The sequence below is a fragment of the Microcystis sp. LE19-84.1B genome, assembly GCF_027531875.1.
Classification (GTDB): Bacteria; Cyanobacteriota; Cyanobacteriia; order Cyanobacteriales; family Microcystaceae; genus Microcystis; species Microcystis panniformis.
The window spans coordinates 1-25,650 of record NZ_JAPZSR010000067.1 but is presented as its reverse complement, the minus strand read 5'-3'; the positions used below and the strand labels follow the sequence as shown (position 1 = coordinate 25,650).

At 42.2% G+C, this 25,650-nt stretch carries 23 protein-coding genes and 1 pseudogene; 13 read left to right on the top strand and 11 right to left on the bottom strand.

Annotated elements, in window-relative coordinates; all coding sequences use genetic code 11:
- The 4 genes and pseudogenes from O9324_RS03780 to sufD form a co-directional block, all read right to left on the bottom strand.
- Positions 1–228, bottom strand: a pseudogene (locus O9324_RS03780) (transposase); the annotation flags it as partial.
- A gap of 671 nt (positions 229–899) precedes the next feature.
- A complete protein-coding gene (locus tag O9324_RS03775; RefSeq protein WP_288139514.1) occupies positions 900–2,405 on the bottom strand; it encodes an RluA family pseudouridine synthase in 1,506 nt (501 codons plus the stop codon).
- Positions 2,406–2,438: 33 nt separating this feature from the next.
- A complete protein-coding gene (locus O9324_RS03770; RefSeq protein WP_288139513.1) occupies positions 2,439–3,701 on the bottom strand; it encodes a SufS family cysteine desulfurase in 1,263 nt (420 codons plus the stop codon).
- Between the two features lie 55 nt (positions 3,702–3,756).
- Positions 3,757–5,082 (bottom strand): Fe-S cluster assembly protein SufD, encoded by a 1,326-nt coding sequence (sufD, locus tag O9324_RS03765; RefSeq protein WP_288139512.1) that lies wholly within the window; start codon positions 5,080–5,082, stop codon positions 3,757–3,759.
- Between the two features lie 280 nt (positions 5,083–5,362).
- Here sufD and O9324_RS03760 point away from each other — a divergent pair, with 280 nt between their 5' ends.
- Both O9324_RS03760 and dnaG read left to right on the top strand, forming a co-directional pair.
- A complete protein-coding gene (locus tag O9324_RS03760; RefSeq protein ID WP_288139511.1) occupies positions 5,363–6,487 on the top strand; it encodes a beta-ketoacyl-ACP synthase in 1,125 nt (374 codons plus the stop codon).
- A gap of 406 nt (positions 6,488–6,893) precedes the next feature.
- On the top strand, positions 6,894–8,774 hold the full coding sequence (gene dnaG, locus O9324_RS03755; RefSeq protein WP_288139510.1) for a DNA primase: 1,881 nt from the start codon (positions 6,894–6,896) through the stop codon (positions 8,772–8,774).
- Positions 8,775–8,786: 12 nt separating this feature from the next.
- Here the strand turns inward: dnaG and O9324_RS03750 are convergent, their stop codons facing one another.
- The 3 genes from O9324_RS03750 to O9324_RS03740 all read right to left on the bottom strand — a co-directional run bounded on the left by O9324_RS03750 (position 8,787) and on the right by O9324_RS03740 (position 12,242).
- Positions 8,787–10,025, bottom strand: a complete 1,239-nt coding sequence (locus O9324_RS03750; RefSeq protein ID WP_288139509.1) for a glycosyltransferase family protein — start codon at positions 10,023–10,025, stop codon at positions 8,787–8,789.
- 120 nt (positions 10,026–10,145) lie between these two features.
- Complete coding sequence (locus O9324_RS03745) at positions 10,146–11,309, bottom strand: nucleotidyltransferase family protein (RefSeq protein WP_002767844.1); 1,164 nt, start codon at positions 11,307–11,309, stop codon at positions 10,146–10,148.
- Between the two features lie 633 nt (positions 11,310–11,942).
- Entirely contained in the window at positions 11,943–12,242 is a 300-nt protein-coding gene (locus O9324_RS03740; RefSeq protein WP_287630162.1) for a small RNA NsiR4-regulated ssr1528 family protein, read from the bottom strand.
- 20 nt (positions 12,243–12,262) lie between these two features.
- On the opposite strand from O9324_RS03740, the gene O9324_RS03735 reads away from it, so the two are divergent.
- The 6 genes from O9324_RS03735 to shc all read left to right on the top strand — a co-directional run bounded on the left by O9324_RS03735 (position 12,263) and on the right by shc (position 18,177).
- Positions 12,263–12,751, top strand: coding sequence for a BlaI/MecI/CopY family transcriptional regulator (locus O9324_RS03735; protein WP_002767846.1), 489 nt, complete (start codon positions 12,263–12,265; stop codon positions 12,749–12,751).
- Positions 12,751–13,599: a M56 family metallopeptidase gene (locus O9324_RS03730; protein ID WP_287630161.1), complete on the top strand. Its 849-nt coding sequence runs from the start codon at positions 12,751–12,753 to the stop codon at positions 13,597–13,599. The genes O9324_RS03735 and O9324_RS03730 overlap by 1 nt, the downstream gene beginning before the upstream one ends.
- A 2-nt stretch (positions 13,600–13,601) precedes the next feature.
- Positions 13,602–14,069 (top strand): thioredoxin-dependent thiol peroxidase, encoded by a 468-nt coding sequence (bcp, locus tag O9324_RS03725; protein WP_288139508.1) that lies wholly within the window; start codon positions 13,602–13,604, stop codon positions 14,067–14,069.
- 156 nt (positions 14,070–14,225) lie between these two features.
- Positions 14,226–15,023, top strand: coding sequence for a 30S ribosomal protein S2 (gene rpsB / locus O9324_RS03720; protein ID WP_287630158.1), 798 nt, complete (start codon positions 14,226–14,228; stop codon positions 15,021–15,023).
- Positions 15,024–15,140: 117 nt separating this feature from the next.
- Positions 15,141–15,896 (top strand): translation elongation factor Ts, encoded by a 756-nt coding sequence (tsf, locus tag O9324_RS03715; protein ID WP_002767851.1) that lies wholly within the window; start codon positions 15,141–15,143, stop codon positions 15,894–15,896.
- A 373-nt stretch (positions 15,897–16,269) separates the two neighbouring features.
- The gene (gene shc / locus O9324_RS03710) at positions 16,270–18,177 is read left to right on the top strand and encodes a squalene--hopene cyclase (protein ID WP_288139507.1); all 1,908 of its coding nucleotides are present in this window, start codon (positions 16,270–16,272) and stop codon (positions 18,175–18,177) included.
- A gap of 60 nt (positions 18,178–18,237) precedes the next feature.
- Here shc and O9324_RS03705 read toward each other — a convergent pair whose 3' ends face one another.
- Positions 18,238–18,633: a helix-turn-helix domain-containing protein gene (locus O9324_RS03705; protein ID WP_193955994.1), complete on the bottom strand. Its 396-nt coding sequence runs from the start codon at positions 18,631–18,633 to the stop codon at positions 18,238–18,240.
- Positions 18,634–18,871: 238 nt separating this feature from the next.
- Here O9324_RS03705 and O9324_RS03700 point away from each other — a divergent pair, with 238 nt between their 5' ends.
- Positions 18,872–19,867 carry a glycosyltransferase gene (locus O9324_RS03700; protein ID WP_287630154.1) on the top strand — a complete coding sequence of 332 codons (996 nt, stop codon included), beginning with the start codon at positions 18,872–18,874 and terminating at the stop codon, positions 19,865–19,867.
- A 348-nt stretch (positions 19,868–20,215) separates the two neighbouring features.
- On the top strand, positions 20,216–21,121 hold the full coding sequence (locus tag O9324_RS03695) for an Npun_R2821/Npun_R2822 family protein (RefSeq protein WP_287630152.1): 906 nt from the start codon (positions 20,216–20,218) through the stop codon (positions 21,119–21,121).
- A gap of 42 nt (positions 21,122–21,163) precedes the next feature.
- On the opposite strand, the gene O9324_RS03690 is transcribed toward O9324_RS03695, so the two are convergent.
- Positions 21,164–21,454 carry a DUF3288 family protein gene (locus O9324_RS03690; protein WP_046662919.1) on the bottom strand — a complete coding sequence of 97 codons (291 nt, stop codon included), beginning with the start codon at positions 21,452–21,454 and terminating at the stop codon, positions 21,164–21,166.
- A gap of 2 nt (positions 21,455–21,456) precedes the next feature.
- A complete protein-coding gene (locus tag O9324_RS03685) occupies positions 21,457–22,008 on the bottom strand; it encodes a hypothetical protein (RefSeq protein ID WP_288139506.1) in 552 nt (183 codons plus the stop codon).
- Between the two features lie 419 nt (positions 22,009–22,427).
- On the opposite strand from O9324_RS03685, the gene O9324_RS03680 reads away from it, so the two are divergent.
- The 3 genes from O9324_RS03680 (at position 22,428) to O9324_RS03670 (ending at position 25,131) form a co-directional block, all read left to right on the top strand.
- Positions 22,428–22,640, top strand: a complete 213-nt coding sequence (locus O9324_RS03680; protein WP_002760983.1) for a hypothetical protein — start codon at positions 22,428–22,430, stop codon at positions 22,638–22,640.
- Positions 22,641–22,779: 139 nt separating this feature from the next.
- Entirely contained in the window at positions 22,780–23,670 is an 891-nt protein-coding gene (gene trpC / locus O9324_RS03675; protein ID WP_108936365.1) for an indole-3-glycerol phosphate synthase TrpC, read from the top strand.
- 306 nt (positions 23,671–23,976) lie between these two features.
- Positions 23,977–25,131 carry a pyridoxal-phosphate-dependent aminotransferase family protein gene (locus O9324_RS03670; RefSeq protein ID WP_287630149.1) on the top strand — a complete coding sequence of 385 codons (1,155 nt, stop codon included), beginning with the start codon at positions 23,977–23,979 and terminating at the stop codon, positions 25,129–25,131.
- A gap of 200 nt (positions 25,132–25,331) precedes the next feature.
- Here O9324_RS03670 and O9324_RS03665 read toward each other — a convergent pair.
- Positions 25,332–25,650, bottom strand: a 319-nt coding sequence (locus tag O9324_RS03665) for a DUF4351 domain-containing protein (RefSeq protein WP_287695791.1), incomplete at its 5' end; no start/stop codon positions are given.

Genomic DNA, 25,650 nt, shown 5'->3' with positions numbered 1-25,650 from the left:
TCTTAAAACTTGTTGGGAAACTTTAGCGGGTAAAGCTTGATACTGTTCTGTCTTTTTCATGAGAGAGGCCATCTGATTATAGGTCAAATAGCCATGACCATAAATGAAGTTTTGTCGGATTAAATAATTGGCTGAGTTGTAAAGATTTTTAGACTGCCAAGATAAATTATCTATCTCAGCCCAAAATCTATGTCCTTTCTTGATAATGTGTCTTTCTGCTACTAACATTATTATCCGTTGTCTTTTAACTCAGCGTCGGGTTTTGAATGGTTGTCATCCGTTATGATAATTGTACGAGAAGGCAATTGATAACCTGTTAAATTCCCTTGTTTCCACCACCTCCAAGCCGTTCGATAACTTATTCCTGTTTTTTTTGCATAGTCTGATAGTTTTGTCTGTACATATTACCATGAATGACTATATATGACTATATTTGTATTGAAACTTTACAATACTTTAGAAGGTCATAATCTGAGATTTATTAAACTTCTGAAATTGTAGAGTGAGCAAGGAATCAAGTTCTTTTTTATGTTTCCGATGAGAATCATTCAGACAGAAAATTCCAACTATGGCACTGGTAATCCCGCTCGGACAAGCTGAAAAAGTTTAAGGGTTTTGAGTCCCTCGGATCGATTTCTCAACGTTTGTTTCTAGCACTTTTTAACCAAAAAAGTGCCAAAAACCTTTTTTAGCAAGGATTGCACTGATATTCAGCCAACCCTATTTATTTTCTGGCTGACCTTGTACCCATGTTAGTAAATCGGTTTATAGCGTTTCCCAATCTCATGAGGTACACCAAAATCTTAACTTCTGACTCCTCAAAACCTAAGACTCTGTACCTCACAACTAGGGGAATTGCTATATTATAGCTAGTTTTTGGCCGTTAGCAATTATAGCTCTCAAAAGGGGGTGGGAATGATTAGGTCAATTTTAGTTTCGGTCTGAGGATGACGAAAAGATAATTGTTTAGCGTGTAGGTATAAACGGTCGGACTGCTTACCATTATACAAGCGATCGCCTAAAATTCCTATCCCTAATCCCGCTTGACTATGAACACGAATTTGATGAGTTCTTCCCGTGTAGGGAATAAATTCGATGCGAGAATAATTGCCTTCTTTACCGACAACTTTAAAATAGGTTTGACTAGCTTTTCCCCTTTGCCAATCCACAGTTTGATAGGGTCGATTTTGCGGATTTCTCCAGAGAGGTAGGTCAATTATACCCGATTCTCGCTCAACAATTTCTGATAATATAGCTTCGTAGATTTTCTCCACTTGTCGCTGTTGAAATTGTTGGGATAAACAACGATAAATATCTAAACTTTTAGCTAGTAATAAAATACCCGAAGTTTCTCTATCTAAACGATGAACGGGAATGAGATTTTTCCCTTGACGACGAAAACGATTAACCACGGCATCTTGACTATCTTGATAACGTCCTGCTACCGATAATAATCCTGCGGGTTTATTAATAGCAATTATTCCCTCATCTTCGTAGATAATTTCTAGGGATGAACGTAAACCAGAGAGTAAAAAACCCATGAGAGGTTGACATCTTTCTTGACAAGCGCCATAAAATTCTCCCTGTTTTCTATCTCGATTCGATTCTCCCCACCAAAATTCGGCCATGGCGATGGGTTTTAATCCTTTCATGGCGGCATAATTTAATAATTTTGGGGCGCAACATTCCCCTGTTCCCGTCGGTAACAAATTACTACCCATCAATTTAGCCAAGGAGAGAGATTGTCCAGAAAAGTTATTTAAACAGTAGGATTGATACAGCAATTCCTGTAACTGTTTGGAGAGGTTCCTACGCTGTTGCTTAAGTTCAATAATTCTCTGATTGGCTAAGTTTATTTTCTCAATTAAGGGTTCTAAAACTTGTTTTTGTTCCTGTTTTAATTGCTTTCTTGCTCTTTTTTCCTGACGACTGAGATTATTTAACTTTTCTAATTCTTCTGAGTTTAAATCTCCTAAATTTCTTAATCTATCTCTTTCCTGTTTATTGTTTTGATGTTGTTGCTGTAAAGCTTGGATTTTGCACTCAAAACTTGCTTGATTGAGTCGATATAAATTATGTTCTGGGATTGATTGCAGGGTGATAATTTCCTGTTTAATTGTTTCTAAAAGTTGCAAAACGCGCTTTTCTTCCAGCATAATTTTTTCTCTCCCCACTAGGGACGGAACCCAGCCAGTAGCTTCTCCCTGTCCAGAAAAAGCTTTTAAAATCTCTATTTCGCCAGCAGCATTTTCTCCTAATAAAATCCCATACATTTTGCCTTCAGGATTGGTGATAGTTGTCATCAAATCTTGGGCGATTTTTTCAGCCAAAAGAGTGCGGGGCAAGCGCAATAACTCGCCCGTTTCAGGACAAATTCCTTGATAATAATAGGTAACTTCCTTCACTCTTTAAGAACAGGAAAAGGGCCAGAGATACCCCTAAGAAAAACAATTGGCAAAGAAATCGATAGTTTCCTGTAAGGCGACAATAAAGTGATCGATTTCTTCTGGGGTATTATAAAAATATAGACTTGCCCGCGCGCTGCCAGAAGCATCAAAAAGGCGGTGTAGAGGTTGGGTACAGTGATGACCAGAACGAATAGCGATTCCTTCGTGGTCTAATAAAGTGGCTAAATCACTAGCATGAATCCCTTCCACATTAAAGGCGGCTAAACTAGCCCGACCTTGGCCCGTTAAACTAGGTGGCGGCCCGTAAATTCTTAAACCCTCAATTTCTCCTAATTTTTTGAACAAATGGGCGGTTAATTCTTCTTCGTAGGCATGAATATTACCCATCCCTAAACCCATTAAATATTCTACCGCAGCACCGAGGGCAATCGCTTCGCCAATAGCGGGGGTTCCGGCTTCAAATTTGTGGGGCAGTTCGGCACAGGTAAAATGGTCTAAATAGACTTCTGCAATCATTTCGCCACCACCAAAAAAGGGCGGCATTGCCTCTAAAATAGCCTCTTTGCCATACAAAAATCCAATGCCGGTGGGGGCGCACATTTTATGACCACTAGCCACCAACCAATCACAATCTATGGACTGCACATCAATGGCTAAATGGGGGACACTTTGACAGGCATCAATTAATACTTTCGCCCCGACTTGATGGGCAAGGCTGACTATTTCGGCAACGGGATTAATACAGCCTAATGTATTGGAAACATGGAGGACAGCAACTAATTTGGTTTTGTCAGATAACAAGGATTTATATTGTTCTAAATCAAAGCTTTCGTCGCTGGTTAATTGCACATATTTAATCACCGCCCCCGTCTTTTGGCAGACAATTTGCCAGGGGATTAAATTACTGTGGTGTTCCATCACCGAGAGAATAATTTCATCCCCTGCTTTCAGGGTATTTAATGCCCAACTGTAGGCGACTAAATTAATCGCTTCCGTGGCGTTGCGAGTATAGACAATTTCCTGACGAGAAGCGGCATTAATAAACCTAGCCACCTTATCTCTAGCTCCTTCGTAGGCTTCCGTTGCCCGGACACTTAAAGTATGCGCCCCCCGATGCACATTGGCGTTATCTTTTTCGTAATAGTTTCGCAGGGTTTCTAATACTTGAATCGGTTTTTGGGAAGTGGCGGCACTATCGAGATAGATAAGGGGTTTATCGTGTACGGTTTGATGGAGGATAGGGAAATCGGCGCGGACTTTTTGGGCGAGGGTTTTTTCTTGGATAATTGTCATTTTAGTCAGGAGTCAGAGGGGTACTTTGGGCAGGTTGACACCCACCCAGGTAGAGTTATTCCACACTGCGACAGGCGACACATTGCCCCAATCTTTGGCGGAGGGATTCTAGAGGAATTTTAGCTAAAATCTCGGCCGAGAAAGCATCAATTAACAAACTGCGGGCGGTGTCGGCGCTTAAGCCCCGGCTTTGCAGATAGAATAAATCATCGGCTTCCAGTTGGCTAATGGTTGCCCCGTGGGAACATTTGACGTTATCGGCGGTAATTTGTAATTCCGGTTTGGTGTTGACTCGTGCCTTGTTAGAAATTAACAAATTCCGATTTAACTGGGAGGCGTTGGTTAATTGGGCAGGTTTGGGAACAAACACTTTACCATTAAAGATGGCATGAGCGCTACCATCAACGATACATTTATGCAGTTGGTTGCTGATACCGTGGGGATGGTTGAGATAGATGGCACTGTGGGTATCGGCGGTTTGTTGTCCGGTAATCATGGCTAATCCGTGCAGATTTGTCTCGGTTTGTTCTCCTTTTTGCAGGATATCGAGGTTATGACGGCAGAGTTTAGCTCCTAGATTTATCTCGTTGAGAGTGTAACGGCTATCACGCCCTTGTTCAATTATCGTGCGTCCGATGTGAAAACCATCTCCCGATTCCCGTTGTACTCTGGTATGGATGACTTCGGCGTTGGCTTCGAGGTAAATTTCCGTGACAGCGTTGGTAAAATAAGAGTAATTTACAGGTAAATCGGAGCAATATTCGGCTAAAGCTCCGTAATTCTCGATAATATTGACACTGGCTCCCGTTTCCGCCACGATGAGGCTATGGGGCTGATAAAAGCGGGGAATTTCCTCCACAACGGTGATAAATAAGAGATGTATGGGAGTTGTGACGACGGTGTTAGCGGTGACGTGAATTACTGCGACATCGCTTAAACCAGCTTGGTTGAGTGCGGTAAAAAATTCGGGGGTTTTTTCTTTCCCTAGATAGTTGACAAGAACATCTTTTTGTGCATTGGCAAGATTGCTGACGCTGACACCGGGGGGTAAAGCGGAGATATCGGACAATTCAGGCTGATAAATGCCGTTAACGAAGACTAAACGGCTGTTTTTGGCTTCGGGCAGTAAAAAAACAGCTAGGGCATTTTTATCGATTGTAACGGTTTGGGGGGCGCGAAAATCGATCGCCCAGAGTTGACTTAAATCGGTGAATTGCCATTCTTCGTCTTTTTTGCCCGGAATGGCTAATTCCTGAGCTTTACTGGCTCCCGATTCTCTTAATTCGAGAATTTTACCGTTATCGATGGTGGGAACCGTTTCGCGAGACAATTTTAACAATAATTCTCCTGATTGTTCAGGTTTCGTGATTATGGCTGTCATTGGTAGGAGGGGATGTGGGGTGTGGGGTGTGGGGTGTAGGGTAGTGGGGTAGTGGGGTAGTGGGGTAGTGGGGTAGTGGGGTAGTGGGGTAGTGGGGTAGTGGGGTGTAGGGTTTAGGAAGAATAAATAAAAGCCATCTCCTGATAACTGATAACTGATAACTGATAACTGATAACTGATAACTGGTAACTGGTAACTGGTAACTGATAACTGATAACTGATAACTGATAACTGATAACTGATAACTGATAACTGATAACTGATAACTGATAACTGATAAATGAATGTTGTGGTGACGGGAATTGGGTTGATCAGTTCTCTGGGAAATTTAAGTCAGAGTTGGCAAAGATTACTAGAGGGCAAAACTGGTATAACTAGACAACAACCCTTTTCTGATTTACCCGCTTTACCCTTGGGTTTAATCGGTCACAAACCGGCATTTTTAGAGGATTTAACCAAAATTGCTTTGATTGCTGCCCTCAAAGATGCGAAGTTAACCCCTCCCTTAAAGGATTGTGCTGTCACTATCGGTTCTAGTCGCGGTTGTCAGGGTTTATGGGAACAGATGGCAGCGACGGGAATAGTAGAAAACTGGTTAGATAGTTTACCCGATCGCGCCTCGGTATTGACCGCTAGAATTATAGAAACCGGCGCCCCAGTCTTAGCACCCATGGCGGCCTGTGCCACGGCTATCTGGTCGATCGCCCAAGGTGTAGAATTAATCAAAATGGGAGAATGCGATCGAGTTTTAGCCGGGGCGATCGAAACTCCGATCACTCCCTTAACTTTGGTGGGATTTGAACAGATGGGAGCTTTGGCGAAAACGGGCTGTTATCCTTTTGATATAGCTAGAGAGGGCTTAGTTTTGGGCGAAGGTGGGGCGATTTTAGTCCTTGAATCGGAAGAATTGGCTTTAAGCAGAAATGCCCCCATCTACGGGCAAATTTTGGGCTATGGTTTTAGCTGTGATGCCGATCATCTTAGCGCCCCGGCGGTGGATAATCGTAGCGCTACCAAAGCCATAGAACTATGTTTGCACAGAAGTCAATTAAGAAAAGATGAAATTAATTACATTCACGCCCACGGCACTAGCACGCGTTTAAACGATGAACGGGAGGCAAACCTGATCGCCAGCATTTTTGGCTCGCAAGTGGCTGTAAGCTCGACAAAAGGCGCAACAGGACACACTTTAGGGGCTTCGGGGGCATTAGGTGTGGCTTTTTGTTTAATGGCTCTGAAAAATCAGCTAATTCCCCCCTGTGTCGGTGTGCGCGAGTCGCCTTTTCAATTAAATTTAACTAGATCAGCTGTTAATTTTTCCCTGCACAATTGTCTCTGTCTTAGTTTCGGTTTCGGAGGACAAAATGCAGCTATCTCAGTGGGGAAGTTTTTCAGTGATCAGTAATCAGTTCTTTCCCTGCCGGTCTCTGTATTTTTCACAAAACTTAACAATTATGGGCGAAATTTTGCTTGTTTTTGTCGGGAGATTTTGAGATAATATTTTTAAAAGATTTTATTTATAATGGGAATATTTGAGTCCAGCAAAATTTGCACAGATTTCCATTATGAGAAAAGCATAGCAGAAGCCGCCGCCAAAGTCAAGTCCTTTCTTATTACTTGTGGGTGCGAATTTCCGGGAGTCAAAAAGGGCGTTAGTGGGGGTGGTAGGTGTTGGGGAGATTTTTCAGTGATCAGCTTTAATACTGCTCACTTAATATATACTGCTCACTTAAAACTGACTCCTGATAACTGATAACTGATAACTGATAACTGATAACTGATAACTGATAACTGATAACTGATAACTGATTATGGATACACCGAGACTACATCCAGATACGATCGAAGAAGTTAAACAAAGAATTGATATTGTGGATTTAATTTCCGAGAGAGTCGTCCTCAAAAAAAGGGGAAGGGAATACGTCGGTTTATGTCCTTTTCACGAGGAAAAATCCCCTAGTTTTACGGTTAGTCCTGCCAAACAAATGTATTACTGTTTTGGCTGTGGTGCGGGGGGAAACGGGATTAAATTTTTCATGGAAGTGGGGAAACAATCTTTTAGTGAAGTGGTTTTCGAGCTTGCTAGAAGGTATCAAATCCCGATTAAAACTCTAGCAGTAGAACAGCGTCAGGAATTAGAACAGCAATTATCCCTCAAGGAACAATTATACGAGATAATGGCCGTGGCGGTGAGTTTTTATCAACACGCCCTTAGTCAACCCCAAGGGGAAAAAGCGTTAGATTATCTCAAGGTACAACGACAACTAACCCCAGAAACTATCGCAACTTTTCAACTGGGATATTCTCCGGAAGGTTGGGAAACGCTCTATCGTTATTTAGTGGAACAAAAGCGCTATCCTGTGGCTTTAGTGGCACAAGCAGGATTAATTAAAGCACGTCAAAATGGTAGCGGTTATTACGATCAATTTCGAGATCGTTTAATGATTCCTATTTTTGATAGTCAAGGACGTGCGATCGCTTTTGGTAGTCGCACGTTAGGTAATGAACAACCAAAGTATCTAAATTCTCCCGATACTCCTCTATTTGAAAAGGGAAAAACTCTCTTTGCTCTCGATCGAGCTAAACAGGCAATTATTCAGCAAGATTTAGCGATAGTTGTCGAGGGTTATTTTGACGTGATCGCTCTCCATGCTGCTGGTATCACTAATGTGGTTGCTTGTTTAGGAACAGCTTTAAGTCAAGAGCAAATTAAATTACTTTTGCGCTACAGTGAAAGTAAACAAATAATCTTTAATTTTGATGCCGATCAAGCGGGAATTAAGGCGACAAAACGGGCGATCGAGGAAATTAACTCTCTAGTTTATTCGGGACAAGTCAACCTAAAAATCCTCAATCTTCCCGATGGTAAAGATGCCGACGAATTTCTTAAATCTCGTGCTGACGGTGTGAATAGTTATCAAGAATTAATCGAAAAATCTCCTTTTTGGATTGATTGGCAAATATCGCAAATGTTGGTTAATAAAGATTTAAAACAGGGACTACATTTTCAACAAATAGCCAATAGTATGGTGAGTTTACTGCAAAAGTTAATCGATGGCAATCAACGGACTTTTTATCTAGATTATTGTGCTGAAATTTTGGCTCAAAAAGATGCTACTCGTTTGCCTTATATTTTAAAAAATCTCTCTAAACAGGTTAATAAACCTCAAGGAAAATCTCTGGCAATTAAGAGGAAAAATATTTTAGATAAGTCCGAAAAAAATGGCTCAGAAAAAGCCGAATGGTTATTATTATTAATCTATCTCCATTCTCCCGAATATCGGAGGCTCATTTGCGAACTTTTGGATGAAAAAGATTTAATTTTTAATGTCCCTGATTATCGTTGGTTATGGCAAGTAATTCTAGAGTTAGAAACCCAAATTACTAACCCAAGAGATTTGATGTCAGCTTTACAGAATCATTTATTGATAATCACCACAGATAAAAATCGTGATTTTAATTCTTTATTTAACTTAAATGAACATACCAGTCAGGAAATTTTACAGCCAGAAGAACAGATTAAAAATGCTATTATAGCTATGGAAAAAATTAGTTTAATGGAATATCGTCGCTACTGTCAAGAACAATTAATTAATGCTCTCGACAGCAATCAACGGGAATTTTATCAGCAGGAATTCTATCAAACTGTTAATAAATTAATCGCAATTGATCCTCACTACCAACAAGGTTAATTCTCTAATTGCTTAGAAACTAGACAGTTGTTCGGCAATAATAGATACTAACTTATCCACTGCTCCCGCTTGCCCGCGCACTGCCCGCAATTTTTGCCGGATAGCCTCTAATTGTTCGGGATTTTCTAACCAAGATATAGCCATATTTGCCACTTCTTCTGGTTGTAATTCCCCCAATAATTCCGGAACAATTTCTGCACCAGCCCAAATATTTGGCCAAGCATATAAACGCTTTTTCCGCAACATATAGAGATTAATTATCTTAGCAAATAAAGAACCCACCCCCGGCAGTTGGGCTAATAAACCGGGTAAACCGTCCCAAGTTCTCATCGCGTCGAGTTGCTGAGTCGGTAGTAAAATAATCATCGGGATTGCCAGCGCCCCTAATTCAGCAGTATTAGCACCCACCGTCGTTAAAGCTAAATGACAGCGAGAAAGCTGGTTATGGGCGGGAAAATCGGTAATTAGGTCAACTTTTACCCCCTTAGCTGTTTCTAGATAGGGTTTTTCTCCGTTTTTTAATTGGGCAGCACTCCAACCGGTTTTAGTAATCATCGGATTATAGCTAGGATCGGCAAATTTCGCCAAATAAGCTAAATTTAGGGTAGGAGCGACGGGCATTAAGAATTTAGTCTGGGGAGCCTGCGCGTGTATCTTTTCAGCAATGGCTAGGGTTAGGGGTACACCCTGGGCTAATTTCGAGGGTTTGGAACCCGGGAGGAGTGCAATTAAGGTAGTATCATCGGGGGTGATAGCAGTGGGCAAATCTACCATTAAATCGCCGATAACAGTAAATTTATGCTGATATTGTTGGGGAATATTATTTAATACACTTGTATTCATCACGGCAAAGCGATCGATCCCCCGATACCAACGCGCTTCCCATTCCGCATAGATAACGGTGCGATAACCCAAACGTTTACCGATGGTGAGGGCAAAAAATTGATCGCCCCCTAAAAATAAAACGATGCCCTTGGGGTGCCAATCCCAATTATCGGCGGTTTTTCCCCAGAAAAGAAAATTAAAGAAGTTTTCTGGCGACTGGACTCGATCGACCTCTGGATATTTCCTAACTACTTCCGTTTCCGCCCCCATAGAATGAGTACAAGGGGAAAGAATCACCGAAATCCGCAACCGCGATCGATCTTCTGTTAAGTTTTGTCGCAATCTCTTGACAACTGGACGCACCCATGTGGATATTTCTCCGGGACCATTGGAGAGAATGAGAAGATCAACAGGGCAATCAAACATGGTGTTAAGTAAAAAGTAAAAAGTAAAAAAGGGGTTGGGGGTTGGGGTGTTAGGGTGTTAGGGTATTAATTCAAATTTCCCCACCTCCCCATTTCCCTATCTCCCCATTTCCCCATCTCCCTATTTTCCTTGATTAAATAAAGAACGAATTGCCTGATGTTTAGGGTGATCAAATTCTGGGGGAACCTTGCGGGTATCGGTAATCAACCAATCCAAGGCTGCCGCTTCCACATCGATCGTCGCGCCGGTTTTATCAACACAATAGCGCCCAAAGACCAACTTATCCACCAAACGGGCCCCTGAACCGAGGCGAGAATATTCAAAAATAACGCTATTATCCACCGTCGCGCCGCCACAAATCCAACAATTTGGGCCAATCATACTCGGACCGACAATTTTCGCCCCGTCTTCAATGCGCGTCATTGCCCCGATATACACAGGTCCGGTGATATCGACTCGATCCCAGTTTACCCCCACATTTAAGCCCGTGTAGATGCCCGGTTTAACTTCGATGCCGGGGATAGCAACATTTTTAATTGTCCGGGATAACACCCCGCGAATTGCCTGCCAGTAGTCGGGGACTTTACCGATATCCACCCATTCAAAATCCATGTTTAAAGCGTAGAAAGGCGCACCTTTAGCGACTAATTGGGGGAATAACTCGCCCCCGATGTCGTATTTACTATTAGGGGGAATAAAATCAATGATTTCTGGTTCAAAAATATAGATACCCGTGTTAATGCAGGTACTTAAAGCTTCATCGATGGCGGGTTTTTCTTGGAAACTGAGAATCCTTCCCTCCTCGTCGCTAACCACCACCCCATAGCTGGATACTTCCTCTCTGGGGACGGTTTTGGTGACAATAGTGGCGATCGCTCCCTTGTCTCGATGCCATTTAACCGCTGCGGTTAGATCGAGATCAATCAGTGCATCACCACAGAGAACCACAAAAGTATCGTCAAAAAAGGGATTAAAATCTTGAATTCGTCGTAAACCGCCCGCCGATCCTAGGGCATCACCGATTAACTCGCCCTCTTCGATTCTACCTTCAAAAGAATAACCGATATGCACCCCAAAACGCTGACCATCGCGGAAATAACTCTCAATTTCTTCGGCTAAATGACTGACATTCACCATGATCTGATCAAAGCCATGCTGTCGCAACAGTTCCAACAAAAACTCCATCACCGGCTTTTGTAAAATCGGGATCAGGGGTTTGGGAATCGTATGGGTAATCGGACGGACACGAGTTCCTTTGCCAGCTGCCAAAATCATGGCTTTCATCGATGTTTATTTCCTTTTGCGATCGAGGTTTGTAGTTAAATCATGCCTAGTGTATCATTACCGGCTCGGAATCAGTGGTTATCTCTTGGGGGTACCTCGAAAAATAGATTTACTTTAGCATTGCACCGCCTGAAACCCTGATGAAAGCTTGGTTTATTCTCAATTACTGCGAAGATTTTCTCAATAAGTCCAATCGATCGAGCTACCCCTTGAGTAATCGATAACGGAAAAAGTGAGAGATTTAACCCAGATTACACTGATGGACAAAATTAACCAATCAACTTTGCCGTAACTTATACTACCCAGCCCTCTAGGCTAAAATGATCCAAAAAACGCAAGTTTTTAAATTGATGGGCAAAAAAAAGTTTAATTTTAGGCAATAACCAAGACGTTATGTCTAGGCTACCTCGAAAAATCGGATTTTGAGGGACGGAGCGCCTTGTTAATTATTTAAAATTATTCCCTCTCCATCAATGTATATCAAGGAGATTTCCTCGACCAACACTTTGTTAACAAAATCTTTTATTCGAGGTGTCCTTGAGCATTAGATCAACCTAGACTCCCTGCCTAATTTTTCCAACAATCCAGTTAACCGCAAGCAGTCTAGGCGAAAAATGGCGAGCAAAAATTTGACTACTTGAGATGATAGTAGAAAGCGATTTCTTTGTCCTTGAGAGGAGCAAAATCGGCGGCTAACAACAGCTGATTTAATTCCTCTTGGGGGATATGTTTGGCCCCGATGCGGACAATTCGCGATCTCATCGTGTTAGAAACCCCGCTTCTTTGTCGTCCTGCTTCCAAACCCATTACCCGGTGATAAAGTTCCAATTTTGCCTGGGGAATTGGGGAACCATCAAAATCAATGCCATTAGCGATCGCCACATCGATGGCATCAGCGCCCGTAGTTGTGGTTAAATTAGTTTCGGTGGACATAAAGACAATATAAAGGATCGTTGCTATTTTATCAGGCGATCGATATCCGCCGCTATGATCAGGAAAGTAATCTTCATTTCTGTGTAACTATGGCTCAATTGCCGACCTATCAACCAAAACAGTTATCACTAGGCCCCCTAGAAGCGGAAATTCTCAATATTGTCTGGGAATTGGAAACCGTCAGCGTTAAGGATGTCCACGATCGCATTTTAGCGGATCCAGAACGGGATCTAGCCTATACTTCTGTGACTACGGTACTGCGTCGTTTAACTAATAAAGGCTGGTTAAGTTGTTATAAACAGGGTCGGATTTTCTACTGGAAACCGATGGTTTCTAAGGAACAAGCACAGGCAATTAAAGCCTACGAACAATTACATCGTTTTTTGGCCATTGGTAATGCGGATGTGGTGGCTTCTTTTGCCGATAGTCTCGATACTGCTAGTGTCGAACAATTAAAAGCGATCGCATCTCGTTTAGATACCCTGCGTCAACAACGGAGAGAAAGCTAATGCACGGTTCAATGTTATTACTAGCATTAACTATCGCTATTGGTTTACGTTGGTTTCTGCCTACCTATCAGCGTCGTTGGCAGACAACGCTATTTTTCTTCCTCTTTCCTCCTTTGCTGCTGTTAATGACAGTTATATCGGTGGTTTGTATGGGCTATCGCGGTCAAATGTTGGGCTATAACTCCAGTTTAATTAGTTACTTTAGCGCCATAATTTGGCTAGTTTTTGCTCTATTTTGTCTAATAAAACTTTCCTATCAAACTTGGCAAACCCATCGGGATTTTAGCAGTTATCCCCTCAAAAAAATCACCACTCAGAAGGCGAGAGTTTTAGCAGTGGATTTTCCCTACAGTGCCAGAGTTGGCTTCTGGAAGTCGGAATTAATTGTAACCCAAGGATTATTAAATCTCTTGGATCAAGAACATTTACAAGCAGTTTTAGCCCATGAACAAGCTCACCAAGAATATCATGACACCTTCTGGTTTTTCTGGTTAGGTTGGCTGCGATCAATGTCTTCTTGGCTGCCCAATAGTGAGAATTTATGGTCAGAATTGGTCTTCTTGCGGGAATTACGCGCCGATAAGTACGCTTCTGGACAAGTGGATTATTTACTATTAGCTGAATCGCTGCTTTTAGTAGCAGAAAAAGTTAATCAAGTAGCGGAAATAAACTTCTCCGATAGTTGCTGTGTCGCTCTGAGTGATAATTCTTTAAATAATCGTTTATTAGAGAGAATCGATGCTTTAGTCGAGTCAGAAAAACCCGAACTTCCCAGATTTAACTATCAAGTCTGGCTATTGCTTTCTCTCTCCCTTGCTCCTTTCCTACTCTTGCCTTTACACTCCTAAAAATGACCCTAGAAGTTGGACAAAAAGCCCCCGAATTTGCTACCCCCAACCAAAGAGGCGAAATTAGCAAATTAGCAGATTTTGCCGGTCAGTGGTTGGTATTATATTTTTATCCCAAAGATAACACCCCGGGCTGCACCACAGAAGCGATCGATTTTACCGCTTTGTCACCGCAATTTCAGCAATTAAACGCGGTAATTCTAGGAGTTAGTCCCGATTCAGAGAAGTCCCACTGTCGTTTTATTGAAAAACACCATTTAACTATTCAATTATTGAGCGATACCGAACATCAACTGGCGGAAATTTATCAAGTCTGGGGATTAAAAAAATTTATGGGTAAGGAATATATGGGGATTAAACGCTCCACTTTCCTGATCGACCCCCAGGGAAATATTGCCTATATTTGGTCAAATGTCAAGGTAAAAGCCCATGCAGAAGCGGTTTTGAAAAAACTTGAGGAATTACAGTAGCAAGCCCTCAGTACCCAATATTTACGGGTATGCAATCGCGCCCTTTCGTGTTAGACTAGAAAAGTTGTCAAAAATCGCACATCTAGGCGATCGGGTGTTTCTAGGAATCTAGAAATCCAGCCCTAGATGGAGGATAAACCCGAAAAGGAGAAAAATATGCCCGTTGTCTCTCTCGCAGAATTGCTAGAGTCTGGGGTTCACTTTGGCCATCAAACGCGCCGTTGGAACCCGAAAATGTCTCAGTACATCTACACTGCCCGAAATGGGGTTCATATCATTGATTTGGTGCAAACTGCCCAATTAATCGAAGAAGCTTACGAATTTGTCCGAGGAGAAGCCGATCGCGGTAAACGCTTTTTATTCATCGGTACGAAACGGCAAGCAGCAGGAATCATTAAACAGGAAGCTTTACGCAGCGGTAGCCACTTCGTTAACCAACGCTGGTTGGGGGGAATGTTAACCAACTGGGAAACCATTCGCGGCAGGGTAGAAAGACTCAAAGAATTAGAAGAATTAGAAAATAGCGGCGCCCTCGATAAACGACCGAAAAAAGAAGCATCGGTACTGCGTCGGGAATTAGGCAAACTAGAAAAATACCTCGGTGGCATTAAAACCATGCGCCGGCTGCCGGATTTAGTCATCGTAGTGGATCAGCGTCGGGAATACAACGCTATCCAAGAATGTCAAAAATTGGGCATTCCCATCATCTCCCTCTTGGATACTAACTGCGATCCTGACTTAGTAGATGTGCCGATTCCCGCCAACGATGACGCAATTCGCTCAGTTAAACTGATTTTAGGCAAAATTAGCGATGCGATCATCGAAGGTCGTCGCGGTGGTCAAGCAGCGGTGGAAGAATACGAGGAAGACTACGAGGATGAAACCGAGTACGAGGAAGAAGGTGATTATTCCCAATACGCCGCCGAATTTGCCAGTGGAGACGACGATAACTAGGGAAAATTAGCTATTGATTGCCGCTAGGTTCGGGGGTAAACTTTCCGGACCTATCGATTCTGTAAAACCTGCCCCTCTCGTGGCATGATCAACTATAAGCAGTAGGTTAGGAATTTTATGGCAGAAATTACAGCACAACAGGTTAAAGAACTTAGGGAAAAGACCGGCGCCGGCATGATGGATTGCAAGAGGGCGCTGACGGAAAACGCGGGGGATATAACTAAAGCGATCGAATGGTTGCGTCAAAAAGGGATTACTTCCGCCGAGAAAAAAGCCAGTCGGGTAGCGGCAGAAGGGATGATCGGCAGTTACATCCACACCGGCAGTCGCATCGGTGTTTTAGTGGAAGTGAACTGCGAAACCGATTTTGTTGCCCGTCGCGAGGAGTTCAAAAAATTGGTTAATGACGTGGCGATGCAGATTGCCGCTTGTCCTAACGTCGAATATGTGAAAGTAGCCGATATTCCCACCGAAATCTCCGCCAAAGAAAAAGAAATTGAGATGGGACGGGACGATTTAGCCAATAAACCCGATAATATCAAAGAAAAAATCGTGGCTGGTCGCATTGAAAAACGTTTGAAAGAACTTTCTCTGCTCGATCAACCCTTTATCCGCGATCAGAACATCAGTGTGGAGGAGTTGATCAAACAAGCGATCGCCGCTTTAGGAGAAAATATTCAGGTGCGTCGTTTCCAACGCTTTGTACTAGGTGAAGGGATCGAGAAAGAAGAAACGGATTTCGCCGCCGAAGTAGCCGCCCAAATGGGACAAAAACCCCCAGAACCCGTGGCAGCAGCCCCGCAAGTGGAGGAAAAAGCCCCGGAACCGGCAGCGAAGGATAATCCGCCCGCTAAAGGCAAAAAGAAAAAGTAAGTTAAATTAAGATCAATCTGGTAGGGTGCGAGTTTCGTACCCTTTTTGTCTTCAGGGGAGTGGGGGACCTGATTTAAGTAGGTAGGCACAATTATTTGTAGGATGGGTTAGCGGTAGCGTAACATAATCGGGCGTTGGGTTTCATGCTTCAACCCAACCTACGTTCATTTTATATTTAATTCCACCCACCCACTTATCAGTTATCAGTAAACAGTAATCAGTCAAAAGAAAAAAGAAATTGGCAACCAAAGCAGATTCCTTTATTGGATTGTTTGGGAACAAAAGCCCATCCTTTACCTACTTATTAAAAACTTTGTAAATAAGATTATCTTATTTGTACTCGTGGTCTCTAGAGGTTGTCGAACGGAAAAAAATGCAGATTCAGGACAAAATCACCGAAATAGCCGCTAAAACAGCGAAAGCGATCGAACTTTCTCAAAATTATTTACTTTCTACCCAATACTCTGAGGGTTACTGGTGGGCAGAATTAGAATCTAATGTCACCATCACCTCAGAAGCAATTTTACTGCACAAAATCTGGAAAACTGACAAAAATCGCCCCCTAGACAAAGCAGCCACCTATCTGCGTCAGCAACAGTGTCCTAACGGCGCTTGGGAGTTATTTTATGGGGATGGTGGCGATCTTAGCACCACTGTGGAAGCCTACATGGGGCTGCGACTATTGGGAATTCCCGTTAATGATCCTGCTTTAGAAAAAGCCAGAGAATTTATCTTAGCTCAAGGTGGCATCAGCAAAACCCGCATTTTCACCAAAATGCACCTCGCTTTGATTGGTTGTTATGATTGGCAGGGGGTTCCCTCTATCCCCGCTTGGATCATGCTACTGCCGGAAAATTTCCCTTTTACTATCTATGAAATGTCCAGTTGGGCGCGGGGAAGTACGGTTCCTTTATTAATTGTTTTCGACAAAAAACCTGTGTATAAAATGGGTTTTAATCTCGATGAACTCTATACAGAAGGGTTGAATAATGTCAAGTATGAGTTACCAAAAAGTAACAATTGGTCAGATGTTTTTCTCTGGTTAGATGGACTGTTTAAATGGACAGAAAAAACTAATTTAGTTCCCTTCCGTCAAGCAAGTCTGAAAGCGGCGGAAAAATGGGTAATTGAACGACAGGAAGACACAGGGGATTGGGGGGGAATTATCCCGGCGATGTTAAATTCCCTGTTAGCTTTAAAAGCCCTAGATTATGATGTTGATGATCCGATTGTTGCCCGCGGTTTAAAAGCGGTGGATAATTTTGCCATTCAGACAGATAATACCTATTGTGTACAGCCCTGTGTGTCGCCGGTTTGGGATACGGCTTGGGTAATTCGATCGCTAATTGAATCTGGGCTAAATCCTGCTCATCCAGCTATGATTAAAGCGGGACAATGGTTAATCGATCAACAAATTCTTGATTATGGCGATTGGGCGATTAAAAATAAAATCGGAACCCCCGGCGGTTGGGCTTTTGAATTTGACAATCGCTGGTATCCCGATTTAGACGATTCGGCAGTGGTGGTGATGGCTTTAGAGTTGATTAAAATGCCCGATGAAAATATTAAAAAAGGTGTGATGAAACGGGCAGTTAATTGGATGGCGACTATGCAGTGTAAAGCTGGTGGTTGGGGAGCTTTTGACATCGATAACGATCAAAACTGGCTTAATTCTTTGCCATATTCCGATCTAAAAGCAATGATCGATCCTAATACGGCTGATGTGACTGCCAGAGTTCTAGAAATGTTAGGCACTTGTGATGTTAAAATGGAGGAAAATCGAGTTAAAAAAGCTTTGGATTATCTGGAAAAAGAACAGGAAGCTGATGGTAGTTGGTTTGGTCGTTGGGGTGTAAATTATATTTATGGAACCAGTGGGGCGTTATCTGCTTTGGCTTTTCTGGAACCGAATAAATATCGCCAGCAATTGCAAAAAGGAGCCAATTGGTTAAGCGGTTGTCAAAATGTTGATGGTGGTTGGGGTGAAACCTGTTTTAGTTACAATAACCCTAAATTTAAAGGACAGGGAAATAGTACCGCTTCCCAAACAGCTTGGGCATTAATCGGTTTATTAGCCGTCGGGAAAGTCACCGGCAATTATCAGCGAGAAGTGATTGAAAAGGGTGTTAACTATCTTCTTGTTACCCAAAAAGAAAATGGTACATGGGATGAAGATTACTTCACCGGTACAGGTTTTCCCTGTCATTTTTACCTAAAATATCACTTCTATCAGCAGTATTTTCCTTTACTGGCTTTGGGGCGTTATCGGGCTTTAATTTAGTCCGTTAACCTATGCGTTAAGACAGGAAATCAGCCTAACTGTCTAACGCATTTTTTGTAACTAACTAGGAAAAAATAAATCAGGAGATATATTTAAAAAATTGGCTAATTTTTGAATGTAGATAGGAGTTAACTCTTGTTGCCCATCAAAAATATCATCCAGGGTTGACTTGCTTTCAAAAATAGATAGCAAATCTTGCTTTTGTAGGTTTCTTTCCTCTAATATGAATTTCAACAATTCAATTCCATAAATATCAGGTATTGGCTCTTGATTTTCCTCATACTCATAAATTAAAGACCCTAAAACATTTAGATATTCCCTTTCTTCTACCGTTAATTGGGGTTTGTCTAAAAGGCGATTAATAACCTCCTGCATCATTTCTAAGTCTTCCTCATTGTGAATAGGACGAGGAGGGTATTGCTTTAATAATTCTAAGTATTTATCAGTGGCAAACATAATTTAATAATATCTATGCTCGATCGACTATTGCTTTTAGATACCTCACACCTTAATAATTAAGTATAGAATAGCCAAGTCTCCAAACTACCGCTTAACCAAAACTTCTAAGTAGGGAGGCACAATTATTTGTAGGATGGGTTAGCGGTAGCGTCAACTATGCGGGCGTTGGGTTTCATGCTTCAACCCAACCTACGTTCATCTTATATTTAATTCCACCCACCCACTTATTATCCTGATGAGAAACCTCTATTTTCTCTTGCCCGGTACTACTTCTCCTTTTGGTGGGGGTGGACTGTGGGCAGAAATGAAAACCGTCAATTTGGCTAGTCAAATTTGTAGCGCCCAGATTGTGACTTATCGTCAAAAAGAGTTAAATTACCCTTTTTTAGAGGATATACTTGCAAAAATAAGCTCCGATGACAGTATTTTTGTGGTTAGCTGGGGTTTTGATGTTCCTAAATTGGTGACAAGATTGCGATCGCATAATATCATTTATCATGCCCATAGTACAGGTTACGGCTTTCGTTTACCCTCCCAAATACCAATTATCACCGTTAGCCGCCATACTATGGGTTATTGGGGAGAAAAAGCTCCTAATGCTTTGATTTACTATCTTCCTAATCAAATTGGCTCAGAATTTCTCAATTTAGGCTTAGAAAGGGATATCGATGTCCTAGTACAGGGGCGCAAATCCTCAAAGTATCTTCTCAATCGTCTAGTTCCCGCCCTCCGTCCCCACTGTCGCGTTAAGGTTTTAGATAGCTATGTGGAGGATTTATTGGGATTATTCAATCGCAGTCGGGTTTATCTCTACGATTCGGCTGAATATTGGGCTGTAAACGGTTTAACGGAGGGTTTTGGCTTACCGCCCCTGGAAGCTTTAGCCTGTGGCTGTACGGTATTTTCTAGCGTTAATAGCGCCTTAGCCGATTATCTCGATCCCGGTTTCAATTGTCAAAAAATCGGGGCTTATTCCACTCAATACGATCTGGAACGTATTCTTAATTATGCCCGTAATTTTCCCGTCAATTCTTTACCGGCTAATTTTCTCGATGATTATCATCCCGAAAAATTACTACCACGTTTTGAAACAATTTTAAGAGAAATTAATGATTTCTTTGATATTAAAAAACGCTATCCGGCTGATATAGAAGGTTTAGAACCCCTGCGACTTAAAAAATTATGGATGCAGAGTTCTCTGGCTAAACTTAAGAAAAAACTGTTTAAGTAGCAGTGATCTTTCCTTAATTAAGTGGGTGGGTGGAATTAAATATAAGATGAACGTAGGTTGGGTTGAAGCATGAAACCCAACGCTTGATCATGTTACGCTACCGCTAACCCATCCTACAAATAATTGTGCCTCCCTACTTATTCGCCAATTCAAAAATCAAACGCACCACTCCTTAAGAGTTGACAGAGAAAGGCTGATCAGCTATTCAGTTATCAGTGATCAGTTATCAGTGAACAGGGATATCGGGAGAAAAAAGCTGATGGCTGACTCCCCAAAAGGAAAACTTTCTACTTCACCATTAAGATAACTGCTATATAATTATTTCTAACTCTTACCCCTAGGATATTTATGAAGCGAGGAATTTACATTACCGCTAACGATCGAGTTATTGATCAAGCGATCGCATTAATGAATAGTATTCGTTTGTACGATCCCGATTCTCCCGTCATCTTGATTCCCTACGACAATAATTATCAAAAAATTGCCGATTTATTGGCAGAAAAATATGGCGTTATTCTCTATCCCGATCTGCAATTAGTGGAAGAATTAGCACAAAAAATCTATGATATTTTTGGAGAAAAATTCTTTGCTCGTCCCAATCAATTTCGCAAGCAGGTGTGTTGGTTTGGAGAACTAGATCAATTTCTTTATATCGATACCGATATCGTAGTTTTTGAAAAAATAATAGATAATCTAAATTTCCTCGATACCTACGATTTTCTCTGCTGTGATTACCAACACAAAAAAGGGATTACTAACGTCTTTAATCCGATTGTTTTAGAACAGGGAATCTTCACAGAAAATGATCTAACTGGGATGTTTAACGGTGGTTTTTGGGCTAGTAAAAAGAATCTATTCTCAGAACAGGAATTATATAGTGCTTTTCAAGAATGTGCTGCTCATCCAGAATATTTTGATTTTTCTCAAAAAACCTCCGATCAACCGATTATTAATTATACCATTCTCAAACGAGTTCCCAATCGATTTAATATTGTCCGCGCTCCGGGTTTTCAAGCGGGAAATTGGGGGGGAAGTTCTCATTTTCAACGTCAGGGGAATATCTTAATCGATCCGAGATTAAATCAGCCCTTAAAATATTTACATTGGGCAGGAATTCGCATCGAACCGGGATGTCCCTACTGGGATATATGGAAATATTATCGTTATCTAGATGATCCTAATCCCCCCGCAGATCCACCAGCAAGTAAACCGAAAAATCCGTTTCAGAGATTATTAGATAAAATCAAATTATAGGTTTGATTTTTCCTCTCGCACCATTAAGATAACTGCTGCAATTTAACTCCAATCCTGTTGCTCCTCGCTTTGGCGAATTTGATACACTTGTCCGTGACTGTGCAGTTGTCGAGTTTTTGCCCATAAACTAGCTTCATCTAACTGCCATTTTTCTAGGATTAAATCTAAATCTCTTTGGATTTCTCTTGCTCCCGGAAAGTTTTGATAACGTATGCGTAAACGAGCGCATTCAGCTAAGTTTAAATCATTGGGTTCTGATTGCAGCAGCTGATCAACAATCGGGCGATCTAGTCTTTCCTGTGGATGTTGTTGTTCTTGATTTTTACTAGCCATAATTAATCGAACCAACCGATTTCGGAATCCGTTAACTCTGTGGGGGTAGGATTGGGGGCAATATAACGGGCTAAAGTTGCCATTTCAAAGTTATAAAGACTGGGTTTCTTCGGCGCAGGTTTGGTAATTGGTGAGGGTTCAGGGGTGGGGGGGGGACTATTTTCTAGGGTTTTAATTTGATTATATAATTTTTCAATTAACTGTTTTTTCTCGGTTAATTCCGTCTGGGATTGACTTAATTGACTCGATAATTGTGCCACCAAAGTAGTTTTTTCCGAGAGGACAGATTCTAGCTGCTCAGTCTGTTGTTGTAACTGCTGTAAACTGACAGAGAGTTCCAGATGTTCTTGAAGTTCTTTTTCCAGAGAAATAACTTTTTCTTGGAGAGTTTGCTGATTTTTCTCAGTTTTTTCTAATTCTGTTGTCAAGTCGTTAATTTTTGCCTGTAGGGTGGCGTTTGTTTCCTTAGAACGTTTGGGAGAAGGAGAGGTTTGGGATTCTACCTCTTTATTAGCTTCTGTACGGATGAGATCGTTTAAATTACCTTTGGTCATAAGCTCTGCAAATAGGATATTACGATAGAATCGGATACGGTCAAGAAATCTCTTGGTTTAGGCAATCGATAATTAAGTGGGTGGGTGGAATTAAATATAAGATGAACGTAGGTTGGGTTGAAGCATGAAACCCAACGCCCGATTATGTTACGCTACCGCTAACCCATCCTACAAATAATTGTGCCTCCCTACTTATTACCCCGATATACGGGCTTGATTAAGCTGGGGAATTGTTCCATGGGTTTTATTGTATAGCTTGAGGTCGATCGATCCCTGTCTATTTAAGGAATGAGAACAAATACCTAAATCTCGGTTTCGCTGGTAAGATTCTAAATTTTTCTGTAGTTAATGATACAGAATAGTAAATTTGTGTCAGACTGAAGGTAGAAGTTGATCGCACCTGTGGCAAGGATAAATTTATGAATATTCAAGAAAAAGCACGTCTCAATCTAACCCAAGAACGACAAGCAGAAGGAATGCTCGAAGAGAATGTCTTAACTCGTACAGAGGAGCTTTTAGGGGAAGGAGAGGCAGAAACTGCGAAAGCGCGGGTTTTATTAACCGAAAATCGTCAAGAAGACGAAAAACTCCAAGATAAAATTTTAGAACGTTCGATCGAAGCTATGCAATAGCCTTTCGGTGAAGATTGGGAATATCCACACAAGTATAGATAAATGTCTGTAGAGACGTGGTTAACTGCGTCTCTATTTCAATTACCGATAACTAATCACTGTTAAACTAATCACTGTTCACACTCTGGACAGTGAAAAAATGCAGATCCGAAGAAAACACCCCAATCCTGCCGTTAAAGTTGAGAGTTTGAGTTATGTGGTGAAAGTGCCAGAGGCACAACCACAAAATATTTTAGAAGAAATCGTTTGGCATAAAGAGATAGAAGTCGATAAATTGCGCGAACGGTTGCCTTTATTGGAATTACGCAAAAAAATAGCTAATACTGCGCCACCTTGCGACTTTTTAGCCGCCTTAAAACAGGGTAAAACCCAACCCGCTTTGATTGCCGAAGTCAAAAAAGCTTCTCCTAGCAAAGGAGTCATCCGCGAAGATTTTGATCCAGTAGCGATCGCGCGTACCTATGAACAGGGAGGAGCCACTTGTTTATCGGTTTTAACCGATAGTAAGTTTTTTCAAGGTAGTTACGAAAATCTTAGCCTCGTCCGGCAAGCGGTATCTTTACCCCTATTATGCAAAGAATTTATCCTTTATCCCTATCAAATCTACTACGCTCGCTCTAAAGGAGCCGATGCTGTCCTTTTAATTGCCGCTATTTTAAGCGATCAAGACCTAGCATATTTTGTCAAAATTGTCAAGGGTTTAGGGATGACAGCTTTGGTAGAGGTGCATAGTCTGGCCGAATTCGATCGAGTGTTAGCCATTGAGGGAATCGAACTAATCGGCATCAATAACCGCAATTTAGAGACATTTACAGTCGATTTAGACAATACTCGCCAATTACTAGAAGCCAGGGGTGAAAAGGTGCGAGAAAAAGGTATTCTGATCGTCAGCGAATCGGGATTACACACAGCAACAGATCTGGCGAAAGTGAAGCAAGCGGGAGCAAATGCGGTTCTAATCGGCGAATCTTTGGTAAAACTGCCCGATCCTGCCGCAGGTATCCAGAAACTCTTTGAAAATCGGGAATAGGAGTTAGGAAGTGGGGAAGTGGGAATTATGAATTATAGATTATGAATTATGAAGTGGGGAATTGGGGAATTGGGGAAGTGGGGAAGTGGGTAATTTCAAATAAAACCCTAACACCCCCCGCAACGCGCACGCAGTGACCACCCTATCACCCCAAAACCCTATCACCCTATCCCCTGAATACTGACAAGGCTGCCTCCCGGGATATAATCAGAGTTTGCCGAATCTTAAATCATCCCCTCAGAATTGATGCGATCGAGATTTGGTTTTTTATCTTGTTAAATATAGCCCAACGAGAGAGGACGAACCATGGAAAATAAAAATATGTTGATGATTCCCGGCCCCACACCAGTGCCGGAAGCGGTATTATTGGCTATGGCTAAAGCGCCTATAGGTCATCGGACCGGTGCTTTTAGCAAGGTAATCGCCGAATTAACCGAAAATCTTAAATGGTTGCATCAAACCAGTGGCGATGTCTTAATGTTAACCGCTTCGGGAACCGGTGCCATGGAAGCGGGAATTATTAATTTTCTCAGCCCCGGCGATCGAGTTTTGGTGGGGGATAATGGTAAATTTGGGGAACGTTGGGGGAAATTAGCGAAAGCCTACGGCTTAAATGTGGATTTAGTTAAGGCAGAATGGGGTAAACCCCTAGATCCAGAAGCATTCACCGCTAAACTGACCGAAGATAAGGAAAAAGCCATCAAAGCGGTAATTATTACCCATTCGGAAACTTCCACCGGGGTTCTCAATGACTTGGAAAGCATTAACAAAGCGGTAAAAGACCACGGGGAAGCTTTAATTATCGTCGATGCTGTCACCAGTTTAGGAGCTTATCATATTCCCATCGATGAATGGGGTTTAGATGTGGTCGGTTCTGGTTCCCAGAAAGGTTATATGATTCCTCCCGGTTTAGGTTTTGTTTCCGTGAGTAAAAAAGCTTGGAAAGCCTACGAAACCGCCAAACTGCCCCGTTTTTATCTGGATTTGGGCAAATACAAAAAAGCCACCGATGAGGATAGTTCCCCCTTTACCCCTCCAGTTAACCTGATGTACGGTTTACAAGCTTCTCTGCAAATGATGAGAAGGGAGGGATTAGCGGCAATTTTCGCCCGTCACCAACGCTTAACGAAGATGACTCGGGCCGGTATGCGCGCCCTGGATTTGCCCCTCTACGCGGCGGATTCCTGGGCTTCCACGGCGATTACTGCCGTGGCCCCCACTCTGGTGGATGCGGAACAAATTCGCTCGACTCTCAATAAAAAGTTCGACATCGCTGTGGCTGGTGGTCAGGATCACCTCAAGGGTAAAATCTTCCGTATCGGTCATTTAGGTTTTGCTAGTGAGAGGGATATCCTCACGGTTATCGCTGCCATTGAAGCGACTTTAATCGAGTTAGGTGTCGAAGGTGTCACCCCCGGCGCCGGTGTGGCTGCGGCTGCCTCGGTGATGGTGCAGGGTTAATCTTAGGTTTGTTTTTCCCCTTCTCCCCCTATCCATTAGTCACATCTTTCTTAACATAAAATTTGACAAAGAGAGAAAAGTGTGCAAAATGGCTCAAGGGGGTTCTATGGGGGAACTAATTTGATCAGATAGTTTCCAAGTCTCGCTGATATCCTGTCACCTTCCCAGTCCCAACCAAATAGTTTTAACACCAAGTTCACCTACAGAAGCGATCGCCACCATTCCTCTAAATCTTCGGGTTTGGTAAAATCTAACAAGGCTTCTCCTAAAGCTTCCAGTTGATTAATTGAGAGAGATTGAATTTGCGATCGCTGTTCAGGAGTCACTTCACCAAGGCGACGGGAAAGTTGTCGCAGGACGAGCGCAGATTCCCCTTCCTGACGACCTTCCTGGAGAAATTCTTCTCGCCACTCCTGATAAATCACAGACTGTTGCATAATGTCTCTCCGTAGAACCTGATTGATCAATTCTTTGTTTAATAATAACCCTGCCAGAATCCCGGTGGATGCCGCTACATTG